Origin of the sequence: Pseudomonas sp. TKO26 (genome assembly GCF_003225665.1) — a bacterium.
Lineage (GTDB): Bacteria > Pseudomonadota > Gammaproteobacteria > Pseudomonadales > Pseudomonadaceae > Aquipseudomonas > Aquipseudomonas saponiphila.
Map to the genome: position 1 here is coordinate 235,309 of NZ_QKLN01000008.1, position 18,504 is coordinate 253,812.

At 62.4% G+C, this 18,504-nt stretch carries 15 protein-coding genes; 1 reads left to right on the top strand and 14 read right to left on the bottom strand.

From position 1 onward, the window contains the following. Positions 1-78: 78 nt before the first annotated feature. Entirely contained in the window at positions 79-645 is a 567-nt protein-coding gene (locus tag DNK59_RS14720; protein WP_177431249.1) for a lipopolysaccharide kinase InaA family protein, read from the top strand. Here DNK59_RS14720 and DNK59_RS14725 read toward each other — a convergent pair. The 14 genes from DNK59_RS14725 to glnE form a co-directional block, all read right to left on the bottom strand. After that, positions 634-1,728, bottom strand: a complete 1,095-nt coding sequence (locus DNK59_RS14725) for a glycosyltransferase (RefSeq protein ID WP_110723644.1) — start codon at positions 1,726-1,728, stop codon at positions 634-636. The two genes, DNK59_RS14720 and DNK59_RS14725, sit on opposite strands and share 12 nt — an antisense overlap. 138 nt (positions 1,729-1,866) lie before the next feature. After that, entirely contained in the window at positions 1,867-2,823 is a 957-nt protein-coding gene (locus DNK59_RS14730) for a glycosyltransferase (RefSeq protein WP_110723645.1), read from the bottom strand. A gap of 84 nt (positions 2,824-2,907) precedes the next feature. After that, the gene (locus DNK59_RS14735; protein ID WP_110723646.1) at positions 2,908-4,311 is read right to left on the bottom strand and encodes a PIG-L deacetylase family protein; all 1,404 of its coding nucleotides are present in this window, start codon (positions 4,309-4,311) and stop codon (positions 2,908-2,910) included. Between the two features lie 8 nt (positions 4,312-4,319). Beyond that, positions 4,320-5,216 carry an antimicrobial resistance protein Mig-14 gene (locus tag DNK59_RS14740; protein ID WP_092319009.1) on the bottom strand — a complete coding sequence of 299 codons (897 nt, stop codon included), beginning with the start codon at positions 5,214-5,216 and terminating at the stop codon, positions 4,320-4,322. Then, entirely contained in the window at positions 5,216-6,346 is a 1,131-nt protein-coding gene (locus DNK59_RS14745) for a glycosyltransferase (protein ID WP_110723647.1), read from the bottom strand. The genes DNK59_RS14740 and DNK59_RS14745 overlap by 1 nt, the downstream gene beginning before the upstream one ends. After that, entirely contained in the window at positions 6,330-8,087 is a 1,758-nt protein-coding gene (locus tag DNK59_RS14750) for a carbamoyltransferase (RefSeq protein ID WP_016968301.1), read from the bottom strand. Before DNK59_RS14750 ends, DNK59_RS14745 begins: the two co-directional genes overlap by 17 nt. A gap of 201 nt (positions 8,088-8,288) precedes the next feature. Beyond that, a complete protein-coding gene (locus tag DNK59_RS14755) occupies positions 8,289-9,743 on the bottom strand; it encodes a lipopolysaccharide kinase InaA family protein (protein ID WP_110723648.1) in 1,455 nt (484 codons plus the stop codon). Next, the gene (locus DNK59_RS14760; protein ID WP_110723649.1) at positions 9,743-10,495 is read right to left on the bottom strand and encodes a lipopolysaccharide kinase InaA family protein; all 753 of its coding nucleotides are present in this window, start codon (positions 10,493-10,495) and stop codon (positions 9,743-9,745) included. The genes DNK59_RS14755 and DNK59_RS14760 overlap by 1 nt, the downstream gene beginning before the upstream one ends. After that, a complete protein-coding gene (locus tag DNK59_RS14765) occupies positions 10,492-11,226 on the bottom strand; it encodes a lipopolysaccharide kinase InaA family protein (protein WP_092319001.1) in 735 nt (244 codons plus the stop codon). The genes DNK59_RS14760 and DNK59_RS14765 overlap by 4 nt, the downstream gene beginning before the upstream one ends. Continuing rightward, positions 11,226-12,032 (bottom strand): lipopolysaccharide core heptose(I) kinase RfaP, encoded by an 807-nt coding sequence (gene rfaP / locus DNK59_RS14770; RefSeq protein WP_092318999.1) that lies wholly within the window; start codon positions 12,030-12,032, stop codon positions 11,226-11,228. The genes DNK59_RS14765 and rfaP overlap by 1 nt, the downstream gene beginning before the upstream one ends. Then, positions 12,029-13,153, bottom strand: a complete 1,125-nt coding sequence (locus DNK59_RS14775) for a glycosyltransferase family 4 protein (RefSeq protein WP_110723650.1) — start codon at positions 13,151-13,153, stop codon at positions 12,029-12,031. The genes rfaP and DNK59_RS14775 overlap by 4 nt, the downstream gene beginning before the upstream one ends. Next, on the bottom strand, positions 13,153-14,214 hold the full coding sequence (gene waaC, locus DNK59_RS14780; protein ID WP_110723651.1) for a lipopolysaccharide heptosyltransferase I: 1,062 nt from the start codon (positions 14,212-14,214) through the stop codon (positions 13,153-13,155). Before waaC ends, DNK59_RS14775 begins: the two co-directional genes overlap by 1 nt. Position 14,215: 1 nt before the next feature. Continuing rightward, positions 14,216-15,250, bottom strand: coding sequence for a lipopolysaccharide heptosyltransferase II (gene waaF / locus DNK59_RS14785; protein ID WP_110723652.1), 1,035 nt, complete (start codon positions 15,248-15,250; stop codon positions 14,216-14,218). 133 nt (positions 15,251-15,383) lie between these two features. Continuing rightward, the gene (glnE, locus tag DNK59_RS14790; protein ID WP_110723653.1) at positions 15,384-18,323 is read right to left on the bottom strand and encodes a bifunctional [glutamate--ammonia ligase]-adenylyl-L-tyrosine phosphorylase/[glutamate--ammonia-ligase] adenylyltransferase; all 2,940 of its coding nucleotides are present in this window, start codon (positions 18,321-18,323) and stop codon (positions 15,384-15,386) included. Positions 18,324-18,504 lie beyond the last annotated feature (181 nt).

Consider the following 18,504-nt stretch of genomic DNA (forward strand, 5'->3'; position numbering starts at 1 on the left):
ACCGACCACTGTGCCCGCGACTCCGAGAAGGCTCCGACGATGCAATGTTCAAGGCTTTCCCAAGCCGCTCTAACTTCAATGACTGAAGGCGCCAGAATATTGGAAGCCGACAGCTACGGTCCTAAAGTCTACCTGCTGGCAGACGGTGACATCCTCAAACTGTTTCGCCGCAAACGCCTTTTTTCGTCAGCGTTGTTTCACCCCTACTCCAAACGCTTCATCGACAACGCAGCAGAGTTGCGCAAGCGTGGCATCCCCACCTTGACGGTACTCAAGTTCTTCGAACTAAGCGCCCCCGGCATGACCGCGGTGCTTTATCGACCATTACCCGGGCAGACACTGCGTCAAATGGCCAGCCAGAAAGACTTTGACTGGCAACAAAACCTTGAGCCGCTGGTGGCACTGATTCGTCGATTGCACGCGGCCGGCATCTACTTCCGCTCATTACACTTGGGCAATATCGTGATCACGCCCGAGAATGAAATGGGGCTGATCGATGTAGCCGATATGCGTTTCTTGCGGGCGCCGCTGCCTCCCAGGCTGATCAAGCGCAACTTGCAGCACTTTGCACGCTATATTGCGCGCGAAGAGCTGAACGAACGCTTTCCCATGCAAGCGCTGGAACAAGCGCTGTTACCGGGATGAAAACAGCCGCCGCGAGGTTTCAGTGAAATCTGTCCAGGCCCGCTCCGGCGCCAGTGCTCGAGACTGACCGTCAAGGATCACCTCGGCAGACGCTGAAAATGCGCGCTCCATGAGCTTGCTCCAGGCACCGGCATCGTCCGGCGGCGCGTACCAGCCGGCCTCAGCCAACTGCTCCCGGAATACCGCAAGCTCACTGGTGAGCACCGGAACTCCCGAGATCACCGCCTCTTGCAAGATCAGGCCCAGCCCCTCGTCCAGCGAAGGAATGGCTACCCAGTCAAACGCTCGATAAAGCGTCGCTGCCTCCGGCAAATGACCGGGGAGAGAAACTTTGCCACGCAAGCCCAAACGCTCGATGCCGGCCTCAAGGGCAAGCCGCTCGGGACCCTCGCCGACAATGACCAAGCGCGCATCGGGTCGATGTACCGACGCTGCAGCAAAGGCCTCCAGCAAACAGGCGAAGCCCTTGCCACTCACCAGGCGGCCTACCGCACCCAGCACTGGTGAGGCTTCCAACGGCACTCCCAAGCGAGCTCGAGCCTGCTCACGAGGCAGTGACGCGGCACGAAAAGCGACCGGATCGTAGGCGCTGCGCAAGACCGCTACAGGCCGGTGCGTATCAGATTCAAGGGATTGGGCGAGGGTGTTCGACACCGCAACCAGCGTCAACTCAGAGTCCGAGAAACGCTCAAACAGTTTTAGATCGCTCCCGCGCAGGCGAGTGGTGCCATGAAAAATGACCACTGCACGCACCCCTGGCACAGTCCTGAGTACTGGCAGTAACGCTCGCGCAACACCGATGCCATCCAGAAGCACCACTTCCAGGTCTTTCGGCAGGGCCTTTTTAAAACGCGCGCGCATCCAGGGAGCCAGCAACTTCCAGATGCGCCGCTCCTTGAGCTGGTCAGAAGAAAGATTCCACTCGACGACTTGGTTGCCCAGATCGCCAATACCCGCACTTCCTTGAAGCAGCCAGGTATTGATCGATGCACAGTCCTCAACGCGAGAAAGTATCTGTTGATGCACCTTCTGCACCGAAGCAAAAGCGGAGCCGCCGGCCCACATGATGTTAAGAATGCTCATTGAAAAAATGACCTTGATACGTGGTTTCGCAAGCCCGCCATGTGCAATTCAGTGATGCCAGGTTGGCCATTGATCAAAGAACTGAATCCCGACCCAAACAGTATCAAAAAGCCACTAAGCATTCCCGACAAGTTGATATCAAACACCCAGTCGCAACCGCAATCTCTCCACCAGACTCAAGGGAGCACGCGCTCTCAGGGGCGGTTGGAGCGCATCAACGATACGCCGGCCAATTTGCGCGAAACTGAACTGTTTGACTGCAAGTTTCTGTCCATTACGAGCAATATCCGCCGCCAGTAACGGATTCATGCGCAATTGGAGCAACTTCTCCTGCAACTGAGGGATGTCCTTGTAAAACACAACGTTGACCATGTCTTTGAACCCCAGGGCCTCATTCTCGGCAGCCCCTTGATCGAAGGCCAACAAAACACAGCCACAAGCCATTGCTTCAAAGTTCTTGATCATGTATTCGCCCATGCCCACATCGGCACTGACGAAAAAACGAATCCGATTAAGGGTCGCGCAGTACTCCTCACCTGACTTGGTTCGCGTGACCACCAACGGTTCAACCCGCGCCAGTTCATCCAGCAGTGCCTTGCGGCCGCTATAGGCAACGCTGTTGGTACTGCCGACAAAAGCCAGCTCGATATCACGCTCCCGCCCTTGCTCCTGTAAAAGCGCCTGATCGTAACCCTTGGGTACGAACACCGCGTCGAAACCTTCCTCGCGCAAGCGCTCGGTCACCATATGCCCTGAACTGATCACCCGCGCCCAAGGCAAGCGGCGGTAATGGGCACTGAACTTGCCCGTGTACTTGCAGGGAATGTAATTCTGATAAGCATCGTGCTCGAGAATCACCAAGTTGGGCACAGTACGAATGAACCCGACCTGGCGTATCTCCTGCTTGAAACGCAGGAAGAAGATGATGCGGTCATAACGGGAGACATCGACCTCCCGCCGGAAGTAACGACGCAAGTTGCGTTGCTCGTCGCTGCTCAGCCAGCGCACATCGCATTCACAATTCTCGGCGACGCCTTCGTACAAACGATCCAGGATGGCTCGCTGTTCTTTCTGCACCAGAAATAAAACCTTCATCATCTTCCTTTCGAAGCTGAGCAGTCCGAGAAAAAATCGACATTGCCCTGTTGTCTTGGCACAAGGCAGTTTTAAAGCAACGACTCACAAACGCCAGAACAACTCATGCCTGCGAACCGCCTTGCGGAAAAACTCATTTTCACCGTAGGTCGATCCTGAACGGCCGGCCAACCAACGCTGCAGGTATCGTCGTACACGTCGCTTGAAGGGCGCTGGTGGCTGCAAGTCATGCATCATCCCCAGCGCCATGGCCTTGTCAAACTGCTCGGCCCGGGACAGCGACAAGCACCACGGACGCAAGGCGGCCGTCGCATCGAAGAGTGGTGGCAAGGCAACGCCTGCCCCAGAATCGCCCATCGGCCAACGATCATTGTCATGCAGGTGATTGGCGTAGCCGAGCACGGTGGTCGGCTGCCAGTCCAACCCATCAAGCGCCTGCATCACCGCCGCCTGGGCGCAGATATGGTCGGGATGCGGGTCCAGTGACGGGTGCGGCAGCACTATCACTTCAGGCCGGGCCTTGAGCAACAAGGCTCGCAGATCCGCCAGCAGGTTGTCCCAGGTCGGCAGGCCGTCCCGGTCGGCAGGCAAGGGGAATGGATTGAACTGGCGGAACAGGCGGATATCGCTCAACTGCGCCTCGCGCGAGGCCACCGGCTGCTGCGGATCGGCCTGCATGGCTGGCAGTTGCAGGCAGAAATACCCCAGTTGCACGCAGTGAGTCTCGGGCACACCCGCCCAGCGAGGCACGGCAATACTGTCCCAGGCCCGCAGGCGGCCCTTGATGCGCGCCGCCTCGACTGGGCTCATGCCCATGGCCTGATAATGTTCGGCCTCGATTTCACCCGCCGTCAGGGTCACGATCCAGGCTTCGTCAGCCTGGCTGTACAAGCCGAAGGCTGCCAGTTCGGCATCATCGGCATGGGGTGCGATCACCATCACCCGCTGACGCCGGTAGTCGGGGTCGCGCCAAGCCAGCAACCGAGGCTGGGCCTGAATCCGGCAGAAGCGCCCACGCAGTTGCAGCTCGCCGCGAACCAGGGGACCGGCCAGGCCACTGAGGTTGAGATAGCGCAGGCCATTGACCCCACGCTCGAACGCCTGGCGATCGGCGCTCGGGCCACCCAGCACTTCAATGGCCGGGTCGAGAAAACGTCCGATCCAGGAGCTCTTGACCTGTACTCCGAGAATCAGGGTTTCATTCGTGCCCAACTCAGGCGCCGAATCGAGCAACAGGCGTCCCGCCTCCAGGCGCACCGCGACCTGCCGAGCTTCATGGCCGAAGTCGTAGCAGTAGTCATCCTTGGGCGAGTAGAACAGGTGATCGGCAAACCAGGCCTCATGAGCCAGCCAGCCAAGCACTGCCAACAACAGCGGCAACCACCAGGCCACCAGTACACCCACCAGCAGCAACAGGACCAGCCCCACCAACAGGACGATTCTTTTGTTGCGCCGGTGGCGCTTGAGCAATTGCTGCTTGCGACTCATGGACGGACTCACACCTGGAAAACCGGCACAGGATTGCACCAACGATCCTTGTATTCACGATCGGCGCGACCGAAGGAAAAGCGCAGCGGCTTGTCCAGGGCCCGGGCCTGCTCCCAGGCGCTCTGGGTATTGAGGAAACTCAGCACACTGCCGGGGCTGAACTCCCGGGTCTCGGGATCGACACCGCCATTGACGTACTCGACGCTGATCCACTGCGGGGCTTCGACCCGGTAGATCAACTGCACGGCAATCGGCGCATCGTTGAGAAAGATCACCGAGCCGATCAGCAGCTCGCGCAGGCGCTCCAATACCTCGGCCATGCGCTCGGCGCCAGTGGCCGGAAAGCCCCAGCGGCGCTGGAACAGATCACAGTAGATCGCCGCCAGCTCGGCACTGGTGAAGTCAGCGACTGCACGCACCACGCCGCCAGCCTCCTCCAGCAGGCGCAGTTCACGGCGCTGGTTGTAGCGAAACTTCTTCGACAGCTCTTCCGGGGTGCGGGCCATGGCCAATTGTTCGGCTTGCGGCCTGAGGGCGGTGAAGCGCCCTTCGTTGAGCGCGGAAAGGTAACGCCCGCGATGGCGCAGAACGGCCTGGGCATCCGCGGCGGCCGGCAGGATCAGCTCGGCATTGCCGATATCGAACAACCCCTTCTTGCCGGCACGCTTGAGCACGTCCTTGGACAGCGCCAGATCCCGCCCCCAAGTGGCGATGGCCGCCTGCAGCTGGCCGCCCTGTTCCCAGGCCAGATAACGCACGGGAATCTGCGCCAGGTCCGCCAGTTGCTCGACCACCAGCGGGTGAGTCGCCACGCTGCCACCAAAGCGCTGCCAGGCATCGGCATAGGTCGATGCGTCAATGACTGACCAGCCGCGTTCGCGCCAGCCTTGAAATCGATTGAGCATCAGCCCCTCGCGGCCAGATCGGCGACTTGCGGCAAACGCCAGAATACGTCGCGTACGGCACGGTCGGAGAAACGCTCACGCAGGCGATCAAGCATCAATTCGGCGCAGACCCGACGCTGATGATCATCCATCGCGGCCAGGTGCTGCAGGCCTTGCGCCATGTGCTCGACGTCACCCAGTGGAAACAGGATGCCCACGCCCTCGACCACCTCCTTCGCACCACCGCAGGCGGTGGCCAGCAGGGGCACGCCGGCGGCCATGGCTTCCAGCAGGACCATGCCAAAGGGCTCGTGATCGGAACTCAGGGCAAACACATCGAATGCGCGAAAGTAGCGCCGGGCCTGCGGCACCTGCCCGAGGAACAGCACGCGATCGGCGACACCCAGCTCCCGAGCCAGGGATTTCAGCTCCTTCTCCAGGCGGCCGGTGCCCAGGATCGCCAACTGGCTGTGCGGCGGCAGTTGCGGCACGGCGGCGGCAAACCCCCGCAGCAGAGTGGCCTGGTCCTTGTCCGGATGCAGGCGCCCGACATTACCGACAATCCAGGCTTCAGCGGACAGGCCCAGCTCGCTGCGGGCCTGGGCTGCGCTCAGTTGTTCGGCCTGCAGTGCCTCAAGGTCGATTCGGTTGTACAGGGTCTGAATACGCTGTGCCGGCCATTTCGGCAGGCAGGCACGCATATCGTCACGCACCGCATCCGACACCCCGAGCAGGCTCAGGCGTTTGCGGAACAGCTGGGCGAACAGCTTGCGGCTGCCACGCTTGTAATCGGAAAACGCATGATGGACGCCAATCACCGGCAAGCCCGTGCCCAGCAGGGCAATGTAGATCGGCTTGAAGCGATGGGCGATGCACAAGCTGAAATCGCGCGAGGCGGCAATCTTGCGCAAGTCACGGATCGCGCCCAGCTTCAGGCCACGAATGGCCTTGGAGCTGTACTCCATGAACAGCACTTCATCTGACGCACAGCCCGCAGCAACATCGGCATCGGCGGCCCCGGTCAGAAACACCGTGGTCACCCGATAGCCGCTGCCGGCGAACAGATTGGCGTATTGCCGGGCGCAGTCCAGGAACGGCCCGTCATAGCCGTGACAGAACTGCAGCACATGGCGTTCAGCCGAGCGTGTCATAAGGGTCCACGCCGTCTTTGACCACCAGAATATCTTCCATGATCAGGTACTGCAGATCGGACCCATAGAACATGTTCAAGGCGTCGGTAGGCGAGCAGATCATCGGCTCGCCGCGGCGGTTCAGCGAGGTGTTCAGCGACACGCCGTTGCCGGTCAGGACTTCCAGGGCCTTCATCATGTCGTAGTAGCGCGGGTTGTATTCGCGCTTGAGCACCTGGGCCCGGGACGTGCCGTCCTCGTGGACCACTTCCGGCACCCGGGTCTTCCACTCTTCAGCCACTTCGAAGGTGAAGGTCATGAACGGCGCCGGGTGGTCGACCTTGATCATTTGCGGACCAACGGTATCCAGCATCGACGGGCAGAAAGGCCTCCAGCGCTCGCGGAACTTGATCTGCTCGTTGATCCGATCGGCCACACCGGTGGCACTCGGGCAACCGATGATCGAGCGGCCGCCCAGGGCCCGCGGACCGAACTCCATGCGGCCCTGGAACCAGGCCACCGGGTTGCCGTCCACCATGATCTTGGCGATGCGTTCCGGGGTGTTGTCGATCTGCCGCCAGGCCGGTTTGTTGGGGTGGCGGGCACAAGCGGCAATCACGTCTTCGTTGCTGTAGGACGGGCCGAGATAGACGTGTTCCATCTTCTCCACCGGCACCCCACGGGCGTGGGAAACGTAGGCCGCGGCACCCACGGCGGTACCGGCGTCGCCGGACGCCGGCTGTACGAACAGCTCCTTGACCTCGGGACGGGCAATGATCTTCTGGTTGAGCTTGACGTTCAGCGCGCAGCCACCGGCAAAAGCCAGCTTGCCGGTTTCCTTGAGGATGTCGCCCAGGTAGTGGTCGATCATCTGCAGGGCCAGCTTCTCGAACAGCGCCTGCATGCTCGCCGCGTAGTGGATGTAAGGCTCGTCGGCGATGTCGCCTTCGCGCTTGGGACCCAGCCACTCGATGAGTTTTGGCGAGAAGTAGAAGCCCTTGCCCTTCTCTTTGTAGCGGCGCAGGCCGATGACGTTGGCGTAGTCGGTGTTGATCACCAACTCGCCGTTTTCAAAGCTGGCCAGACGCGAGAAGTCGTACTTGCTGGCATCGCCATAAGGCGCCATGCCCATGACCTTGAACTCGCCATCGAGCATCTCGAAACCGAGGAACTCGGTGATGGCGCCATAGAGGCCGCCCAGGGAGTCCGGATCGAAGAACTCCTTGATCTTGTGGATCTTGCCGTTCTCGCCGTAGCCGAAGAAGGTGGTGGCGTATTCGCCCTTGCCGTCGATCCCGAGGATCGCGGTCTTCTCCTTGAAGCCCGAGCAGTGGTAGGCACTGGAGGCGTGGGCCAGGTGATGCTCCACCGGCTCGATCTTGACCTTTTTCGGGTCAAAGCCCAGTTGCTCCAGGCACCAGACGATCTTCTTGCGGTAGCGCTTGTAACGACGGTTGCCCATCAAGATCGCGTCCAGGGCGCGGTCCGGGGCGTACCAGTAACGCTTGGCGTAGTGCCAACGGGCCTTGCCGAACAGGCTGATAGGAGCGAAGGGGATCGCTACCACGTCAACGTCGGAAGGCTTGATCCCGGCCTGTTCCAGGCAGAACTTCGCCGACTCGTAGGGCATGCGGTTCTTTGCATGCTTGTCGCGCACGAAACGCTCTTCTTCAGCAGCCGCGATCAGCTTGCCGTCGATATACAGGGCTGCTGAAGGATCATGGCTAAGGGCGCCGGACAGGCCAAGAATCGTCAATGCCACAGGGGTCTAGCCTCGTTTAGTCTGCATGCGGGCGCGATGCGCCTTGAAAATAAAGTGTGCTCGCAAGGGGCGAGAAACAACGAAAGGGCGCGATTATAACTGAAAAGCAGGGGCAAGCCTCTAGCGGCAAGCGGCAAGCCTGGGCGCCACGGCCAGCAGGGCCCGCAGCCGCTGCCGGCAACAGCGGCCATGGGTCGCAGGTCAGGCTTGGGTGGAATCGGCGGTCTTGGGCAAGCGCTGATCAATCACTTGATACAAATGGCTGCTTTCGGGCCAGTTGCGCATGAAGCGCGCGCGATCCCGGGCATAAGCCGGGGCGAAGCTGCTCAGGCTGGCGTGCTGGCACATGGAGTCAAGATCGATCAACGCCCAGCGGTCCTCGTGCCAGAACAGATTGTGGCCCTTGAAGTCGCCATGGCTGATGCGTTCCCTGATCAGCTCGGCAAACAGCCGATCCAATGCCAGCAACTCCGACTCCGGCGCTTCGCCGCTGTCCACGAACGGTGCAAAACGCTCGATGATGTCCGGCCCCGGCAGATACTCGGTGACCAGGTAGGCGCTCCGGCGCAACCAGAAAAAGCGCTGTTCCAGCAGTGCCAGGGGCTTGGGCGTGGCGATGCCGAGAAACGCCAGGCGATTGCCTTCGCGCCAGGAGTGCCAGGCCCGGCTCGGGCGCCAGAAACGCTTGAGCCAATGAGCCAAGCCCTTGATGTTGTAGCGCTTGACCACCAGGGTCCGACCCGCCACCGCGACCCGGCCGACGCTGGCCGCTCCGCCGGTCTTGTACAGATGCCCCTGGTCCAGCAAGGCATCGGCCTGCTCCAGCACCGGCAGCATCGTCGCCTCTTCTTCGCGACGGATCGCCCGCAGGGCGAACGGCCCGCGCTGCACACTGAACAGGCTGCAGTCGCGGCCGACCTTGTTGAGAAAATCCCGCAGCCGCCAGCCACGCACCTTGTTCACCTGTTTTTCCAGGGCTTCCAGGGGCAAGGCATGCTCGGCATTGCCGAGCAGGTAGTGCACCAGCAACTCTTCGGTGAAGGGCTCCAGGCTCTTGGGCAACTGGGCGAAGAACACCCCGAGGTTCTCCAGCACCCTGGACCGGGACAGAGGCTTGCCGGCCTCTTCGACGCAAATTCCTGCGCCATCGATCAAATACAACTGGCCGCCATGGCGCAGCAGATTGTCCAGATGCAGGTCCTCTTGCCACAGGCCCTTGGCGTGCAACTGGGCAATCGCCCCAAGCGCCTCGGCCAGCACAGCCGTCTGCTCATCGGCCAGCACCGGCAGGTTCTCTACCCGCTGCCAGGCCTCGCCCAGGCTCTGCGACTCTTGCAGAAACTCAAAGAGCAGCCAGCCGCCCTCGCCTTCCTGCAAGCCGTCGGCCAGCAGCAGAGGCGTGGTCAGGCCCTGTTGCGCCAACAGGCGCACGCCGTTCAACTCTCGCTGAAAATGCCGCGCGGCCTTGGGCCCCACCAGCAACTTGGCCAGCACCGGGCGGCCTCGCCAGACCCCGGCGCCCACATAGCGCTGCCCCGGTAGCACCCGCAGCAAGCTCAGCAACTGCAGTTGCGCCGGGCCGGCGGCATCCGCCAGCTCCAGGCTCAGGGGCAGGGCCGGGCTGCGCCCGCTGTTCTTCAGCTCGGACAAACGCATCAGCGAGATTCCTTATGACTGCTGCGAGCACTGAGACGAGCCAGCCAGGCCTGTACCAGGGAACTGTCTGGAGACTGATCCAGGTACGCCGCCAGCAGCGCACGCACGTCGTCGACGCTCCACACCGAGGCCCGGCGCAGCAAAGGCTCAAGATCCTTGACCCGATCACGCTGCCCGAACAATAGAGGCCGGGTTTTCTCCAGGTCGATCAACTGCGCCTGATAGCCGTCGCCGTGGCTGCGCAGAAAAATATGCTTGGGATAGAAACAGCCATGCACCTGACGCAGGCTGTGCAGCTGCCGGGCCAGCTGCCCGCAAGCCTTGAGCACCGCCTGACGCTGCAGTTCGCCGAGCTCGGCCCAACGCAGCAGCAGCCCATCCAGGTCGTCCCAGCCATCCAGGGCCCGGGTCAGGAGAATTGCCCGGGACTCGCCCGCCACTTTGCGCATGCCAAAGAACACCGCCTGCAGGGCCGGAATGCCCATCAGCTGATAGCGTCGGATATTGCGAAACTCCCGAGCGAAACTCGGCTCGCCGAAAGGCCGGTGCAGGGTGCGGGTCAGGTAGTTGGTCTGACGCTTGAGATAGAACCCCTGCCCTTCCACATCCAGGCGAAAGACACTGCTGCTGCCGCCGCGGCTGGTATTGGGCTCATCCACCGCAGCCAATTGCACGGCCCACAACTGGTCAAAAGTGCCGAGGCCGTTACGCTCCAACAGCGCACGCTCCTCGGGCGCCAGGAAATCAGTCATTCACGCCCCTCAAAAAATCTCACCACGTGGCGAATGCGCTCCTTGTCGGAGGCACTCAGCCGGTTGCGCTCGCGGTACTGCAGATAGAAACGCAGGCGCTGAGTGGCCGACAGATGATATTTGGCCACCTTGTCCAGGCAGGCCAGATCCTTGGTGATCCGGTACTTGAGCCAGAATCCACGCCAGAAATCGCCGTTCGGACAGTCGATCAGGTACAGGCGACCCTGATCGTCGACCAGCAAGTTGCGCCATTTCAAATCGTTGTGGGTAAAGCGATGGTCGTGCATGACCCGGGTATGAGTTGCCAGCTGCTGGCTGACGCCATCGACCCAACGCCGGTCCTTGAGCCGTGGATCATTGCGCTCGGCCAGCACCGAAAGATCCTCGGTACGCGGCAACTCGCGGGTGATCATCGCGCCTCGGGAATAGGCCAGGCAGCGCCGCTCCAGGCCCCAGGCCACCACATCCGCCGTGGGAATGCCCCACTTGGCGAAGCGCTTGAGGTTCTGCCACTCGAACTTGACCCGGGGCTTGCCCAGGTAGCGCCGCAGGTTCTTGCCGGCGCCGGTGTAGCGCTTGACGTAATAGTGAATGCCACCCCGTTCGACGCGAATCACTTCGGACAGCGGATCACGGGTCAGGTGCTCGCCCTGCAGGGCGAATACCGCTTCCAGACTGCCGAAATCCTGCGTCAACTCCTGATAGGCGGGGTCCAGATTCCAACTCGCCATCAGAGTGCGTCTCCGTAACGTTGCTTGCGGGCGTAGAGTTTTTCCGCCTTGCCTTCGAGCCAGGACAGCAGCGCCGCTTCCTCGGCCAGAATCTGCCGCAGCGGCTGCTGGAAATAACCCTTGAGGAAGCGCAGCTTGTCGCGGCGCGTCAGACCGATGTCCAGGGCCGAGAAATACAGGGCCGCCAGGTCCTTGTTGCGCCAGCGCAAGGTGATCTTCGGCCGGGTCTGGGCCCGATGCAGATCGATCACCGAGAGCTTGAGGGTTTCTGGGGTGATGGGCCGATCAGTGTGCAGCAGGAAATGACAGATGTAGCAGTCACGATGGTTGACCCCGGCGCGGTGCATCATGCCGGTCATGCGCGCCACCTCGGCGATCAGCGCCCGCTTGAGGGCCGGCGCCGGAGGCTGCTTGACCCAGTCGATGCTGAAATCTTCCAGGCTGACGGTCGGCGCCAGCTCTTCGGTGACGATGAACGAGTGCTGCTCCGCCGGATTGCTGCCGCGCTCGCCGTAGGCCACCGCGGTCATGGTTGGCACGCCAACCTGATGCAGACGCTCCAGGGCCCGCCACTCCTGACCGGCGCCCAGCACCGGCAACTTGGCGGTGACCAGGTTCTTGACGATCTCGCCCCAACCGATACCACGATGGATCTTCACAAAATAACCGCGGCCAGCGACCTCCGTACGCAAGGTACGGCGCGCTTCCAGCTCACGGTAGACCTGGCCCTCCAGGCCCTCGACAGCATCGAACGCATCGCGTCCGGCCCACAGGCTCTTGAAGGGTTCGGCAAGCATCAACTTCATCGGTGTTGCTCCGCCAGAATCACATCCGCAGCATGCTGCGGCATGCTGTAAAGGTCGGCCGTCTCGGCGAACGCCAGGCCATTACGGCTCCAGGTCGCGCGTGCTGCGTCGTCGGTCAACAGGGTATTGAGGTATTGATTGAGCTGGCTCTGCTCGAACGGCTCATCCAGCACCAGGCCGCTTTCAGCCTCGGCGATGTAATGGGCGTAGCCGCAGACCGCGCTCACCAGCACCGGCAGGCCAGCCACCAGGGCCTCAAGCAGTACGGTGCCGGTGTTTTCGTTGTAGGCCGGATGAATCAGCACATCGGCGCCCAGCAGGAACCGCGGGATATCGCTGCGCCCCTTCATGAACTGCACCTGATCGCTCAAACCCAGCGCCGCACTTTGCACCTGGAATACCTTGGGGTCGTCCTGGCCGATTACAAACAGTCGGGTGCGTTTTTTCAGCGCCGACGGCAATGCCGCCAGCGCCTTGAGACTGCGGTCCACCCCCTTGGTCTTGAACCCGGAGCCGATCTGCACCAGCAGCAACTCGTCATCCCGCAAGGCGAACTCGCGACGGAACTCGGCGCGGATCTCGGCGGCGTTGGGCGGGGCCCGGCGGTCCTGGGCAATGCCCGGCGGCAGCAGGTGGAAGCGCTCCAGCGGGGTGTCGTAGTGCTTGATGAACAGCGGCTGCTGGACCTCGGAGATCATCAGGATCTCGGTCTTGGCATCCCGGGCAAATACCGCCCGCTCGTACTCGGCGAAATGCCGATAGCGACCCCAGCGACGGTACAGGGAATGGCGCAGGTTCTGCGCCTTGTCCTCGAAACAGCCGTCGGCGGCGTAGTACACGTCCAACCCCGGCATCTTGTTGAAACCGATCAGTCGATCCACCGGACGCTTGGCCAGGTCGGCGGCCATCCAGGCACTGAGCTTTTCGTTGCGACGATGGTTGAACAAAGCCTTGACCGGCACCACCAGCACTTCGAAGCCGGGGGGCACATCGCCCTCCCAGATCAGGGTGTAGACGCGAATCTGGTGCCCGCGCCGCTGACACTCCAGGGCAATGCGCATGAAGTCGCGCTGCAGGCCGCCAAAGGGAAAATACTTATAAAGGACAAAAGCCAATTGCATCAGAGCGGCTCCTCAGCCAGTAACAAGGCGCTCAGTCGGCTGGCGACACGCTCGGGGTTCAGGCGAGTGAAGCACAGTGGCCACTCGCGCTTGATGTCATAGCGCTGCTGGTCCACAGCGGAGGGCTGGTAGGTGCATTTTTTCTGCAGGCACGGCGCGCAGGGAAAGTTGCTGCCCAAGTGGATCTGGACCTTGCCGTAAGCGCCGGTCAGGCCCGGATTGGTCGGGCCGAACAACGAGATGGTCGGCACATCCAGGGCCGCGGCAAGGTGGCCCAACCCGGTGTCCACGGCCACACAGGCCTGGGCATCGGCCAGCACCTTGGCGACTCCGGCCAGGTTCAGCTTGGGCAGCACCGTGGCATTTTTCAGGCCGTTGGCGATGCGCTCGGCCCGGGCTTTCTCGGCGGCGTTGCCCCAGGGCAGCTTGACCTCGACGCCAAGCATGCCCATGCGCTCGGTCAACTCGCGCCAATAGGCTTCGGGCCAATGCTTGGTGTCCCAGGTGGTGCCGTGCAGGAACAGCACGAAGGGATTCTTGCGCGGCAGCTCCACCAGCTTTTCGACATTCAGACCGTAGTCGCCCAGGCCCTGCGGCAGGTCGTAGCCCAAGGCCACGGCGAACAGCTGGCGCACCCGTTCCACCGCGTGCTGCCCACGAGCCACGGCCAGGCGCCGCGAATAGAAACGCGACGCCAGGGGCTCACGGGCCGAGTTCTTGTCCAGCCCGGCCACCGGGGCACGCACGTAGCGAGTCAGCCAGGCGCTTTTCAGCAGACCCTGGGCATCGATCACCAGGTCGTACTTGGTCGAGCGCACGCTCTGCTTGAAGCGGCGCCACTCGCCGCTCTTGATGGTCTGCCAGATGTTCTTGCGCCAGCGACGGATCGCCACCGGAATCACTTTGCCGACCGCCGGATGCCAGGTGGGAATCTCGGCAAAGCCTTCTTCCACCACCCAGTCGAACTTGATCCCGGGGATGACTCGCGCGGCATCGGTCAGCGCCGGCAATGCGTGAATCACATCCCCCAGGGACGAGGTCTTGATCAACAGTACCCGCAACTTATTGAACCTCGACCGGGGAGCCCTGCAAGCGCTGCAAGGCTTCATTCACCGGCTGCGGCAACAACTGACGCAGGCAGTTGTAATGGCCGAAGCGACAAGTGCGGTCGAAACACGGGCTGCACTCGATGCCCAGGCGCACCACTTCGACCTGATCCGCCAGGGGCGGAGTGAAGCCCGGCGAGGTGGAACCATACACCGCCACCAGCGGGCGATTCAGCGCCGCCGCGACGTGCATCAACCCGGAGTCGTTGGACACCACCGAGTCGGCACAGGACAACAGGTCGATGGCCTCGGCCAGGGAGGTTTCGCCGCTGAGATTGGTCGACTCTTCGCGCAGCCCGGGAATCAGTCGCCCGCGAATCTCTTCACCCACGGCATGATCGTTCTTCGAACCGAACAGCCAGACCTGCCAACCCTCGCGGATCTTCGCCTCGGCCACCTGGGCGTAATGCTCGGATGGCCAGCGCTTGGCCTCGCCGAACTCCGCTCCTGGGCACAGCGCCAGCACCGGACGATCGAGCACCAGACCGAACTTGGCCAGGGCCGCCTCGCGGCTTTGCGGGTCGATCTGCAGGCTCGGACGCGGATAAGGCCGGGGCAGTTCGGCGCCCGGCTCATGGGCCAAGGCCATGAAGCGCTCGATCATCAGCGGGTAGCGTTCTTTGTCGAGCTTGCGCACATCGTTGAGCAGGCCGTAGCGGAACTCGCCGCGCCAGCCGGTGCGCTTGGGGATACCGGCAAAGAACGGCACCAGGGCCGACTTCAGCGAATTGGGCAGCAGGATCGCCTGGTCGTACTGGCCGGCCAGGGACTTGCCGATCCGCCGGCGGGTAGCCAGTTCCAGGGCGCCGTGGCCCAGGGGAAAGCTCAAGGCCCGACGCACCTGGGGCATACGCTCCAGGATCGGCCGGCTCCACTCGGGGGCCAGCACGTCGATCTCGCATTGTGGATGACGCTGTTTCAGGCACTCGAAGAGTGTCTGCGCCATCACCATGTCACCGACCCAACTGGGCCCAACGATCAGAATATTCATGTGGTTTCCATAAACGAGCCGGGGAGGCATACGCCTCCCCGCCTCGAGAATCCAGCACCGCGGCCTTCACCGCCGGTTCAGTTTGGGCGAGCCCACAAGGCTCGCCGAAATAGGAGTGACCCTGTCAGGCCGCTTAGCTTAGCCCCAGCTCGCGCCAAATCCGTAACACTTCCCGTCGTTCGGTCACGAATTGATCACCGGCAATGATTCCGGCCTCATTCTGCAATGCCTGTCGGTGAGCCGCGGAACGATAGGCCTTGTAGACCTCGCGCAGCAGACTGGCATCGCTCGCCGGCATCAGGCCGACCTGCTCCAGACCTTCCAGAATGCGGATGTTATCGGTGTAGCGCAGCAATGACGGGTGCTCTTCGGACCACGCCAGGGCCGCGTATTGCACCATAAATTCGATATCGACGATACCTCCGGCGTCCTGCTTGAGGTCGAACGGCGCCGTGGCTTCGAAGGCGTTGGCCGCCGTTCCGGCGGCGGTCAGGCGACTGCCCAGGTTGTCGCGCATCTTGGCCCGCATCTCGCTGACTTCCTGGCGCAAGGTCGGCAGGTCGCGCTTTTTGCCCAGCACCACGGCCCGGACCTGTTCAAAGGCCTGCCCCACATCCTGGCTGCCCACCAGCACCCGGGCCCGGACCAGCGCCTGATGTTCCCAAGTCCAGGCTTCGTTTTCCTGATAGCGGGCAAAGGCTCCCAGGGAGCTGACCAGCAGCCCCGACGCGCCGGACGGCCGCAGGCGCATATCCACTTCGTACAGCTGGCCGGAGTTGGTCTGGGTGGTCAGCAGATGGATGATGCGCTGCCCCAGCCGGGTGAAGAACTGTGCGCCATCGATGGGTTTGGGTCCGTCGGTTTCCGCCTGGGGGTCGCCATCATGGATGAACACCAGGTCCAGGTCGGAGCCATGGCCCAGCTCGATGCCGCCGACCTTGCCGTAGCCGACGATGATGAAACCCGGGTCACACAAGGTGCCATCGCTGCGCTGTGGCGCACCGTACTTGGCCACGGTCTGGCGCCAGGCCAGGGCCAGCACCTGCTCCAGAATCGCCTCGGCGAGCCAGGTCAGGTAATCGCTGACCTTCATTAAAGGCAGGCTGCCGGCGATCTCCGAGGCGGCCACCCGCAGTCGGTGGGCCAGCTTGAAGTGGCGCAGAGCCTCCATCTGCTGTTCCAGGTCGTCCTCGGGAATCCGCGTCAGGCGCTCGCGCAGCTCGGCCGCCAGTTCCGGCGCCAGGGGCGGCTTGAACAGGCGCCCTTCATTGAGCAATTCATCCAGCAGCAGCGGAAAGCGGGTGATCTGCTCGGCAATCCAGGGGCTCGCCGCACACAAGGTCAGCAGGCGACGCAGAGCGCCCGGGTTTTCGGTGAGCAGCACCAGATAGGCCGAACGCCGGGCTACCGCCTCGACCAATGGCAGCACCCGCTCCAGCACCAGATCCGGATTAGCGTGCTCCACGGCCTGGGCCAGCAAGCGTGGAATAAAGGCATCCAGGCGTTCGCGCCCAAGGCGCTGCATGGCGCGCAATTGCGGGCTGCCGCGCAAACTGGCCAGGGCCCGCAGGGCCTTGGGCGCATCGACAAAGCCGCCCTCCTGCAACTGCCGGCAGGCGGCCTCTTCGTCCTGGGCCTCCTCCCACAGCGGCAGCCACTCGCCGCCCACCACCACTTCGCTTTCCGCGCCGTCATCTTCATCGGGGTCGGCAATCACCTGGCGGAAGTGCCATTCCACCCGCCCGCGCCAGTACATCAACTGCTCATGGAAGGCGCTCCAGTCGGCAAAGCCGAGCATGAAGGCGATTCGCGCCTGGTCCTGGGGATTGTCCGGAAGCATCTGCGTCTGGCGATCGGCAATGGCCTGGATCGCGTGCTCGGTGTAACGCAGGAACTCGTAGCCCTCGCGCAGCTCGCTGATCACCGCCGCCGGCAAATAGCCCTGCCCCTCCAGCGTGCCCAGCACCTTTAATAAAGGACGCTGCTGCAGGCTCAGGTCGCGACCGCCATGAATAAGCTGGAAGGCCTGGGCAATGAACTCGACTTCACGAATGCCTCCCGAACCCAGCTTGATGTTGTCGGCCATGCCCTTGCGCCGCACCTCCTGCTGGATCAGCTGCTTCATGGTGCGCAGCGCCTCGATGGCGGAGAAGTCCAGGTAACGGCGATAGACGAAGGGCCGCAGCATCTCCAGCAATTGCGCCCCGGCCACCTGATCCCCCGCGACCACCCGGGCCTTGATCATGGCGTAGCGCTCCCAGTCGCGCCCCTGATCCTGGTAGTACTGCTCCAGGGCATTGAAGCTCAGCACCAGGGCCCCGGCGGAACCGTAGGGCCGCAGGCGCATGTCGACGCGGAACACGAAACCGTCGACGGTCATCGGGTCCAGGGCCTTGATCAGGCGCTGGCCCAGGCGAATGAAGAACTCCTGGTTATCCAGGGCACGCTTGACCCCCACCGTCTCGCCGCCTTCGGGGTAGGCGAAGATCAGGTCGATGTCCGACGACAGGTTGAGTTCCACCGCCCCCAGCTTGCCCATGCCAAGAATGACCATCTGCTGCGGCTCGCCGCTGCGCCCGCCGGTGGGCACGCCGAATTGCTGGGTATGACGCAGGTACAACCATTGATAAGCCTGGTCGATGCAGGCGTCGGCCAGGTCGGAAAGGTCGCGGCAGGTCTGCACCAGATCCGCCCGGCGGGTCAGATCGCGCCAGATGATCCGCACCTGCTGCCGGGTACGCTGGCGCCGCAGCACACGCCCAAGCTGATCGTCGTTCTCGGCGGTGTGCACGGCTGCGGCAATCTGCGCGCACAGTTCTCCGGGCGCGAAACCTCGATCGAGTTCGCCGCTGCGCACCAGCTCCAGCAACATCAAAGGGTCACGCAGACTCTGTTCAATGACGAAGTCGCTGGCGGCACCGACCCGGGCAAACTCGGCCCAGCGCTCGGCAGTCCAATCCGCGACTCCGGGACTGTCTTCCAGGGCCGCCACCGCAGCGCGGAACGACTGCTCTGCACGGCTGACCAATGGCAGAAGAATCGCGGGAACGGGGGCAAGCTCGGGCAGACTCATGGGCTATCCTTGATCGGCGTGGAAACGGCAGGCGGAGAGGGATATCGAGGGCAAGCAGCCTGATGGACTGTCGAACAAAAGTTAGAAATAGCTGAAAATAGGTTTTTTTTGGCAGCCGGCATTAATTTTTTACCTATTCCCGTTAGTCACCGACCAACAGTAACGATTATTCTCACAACGC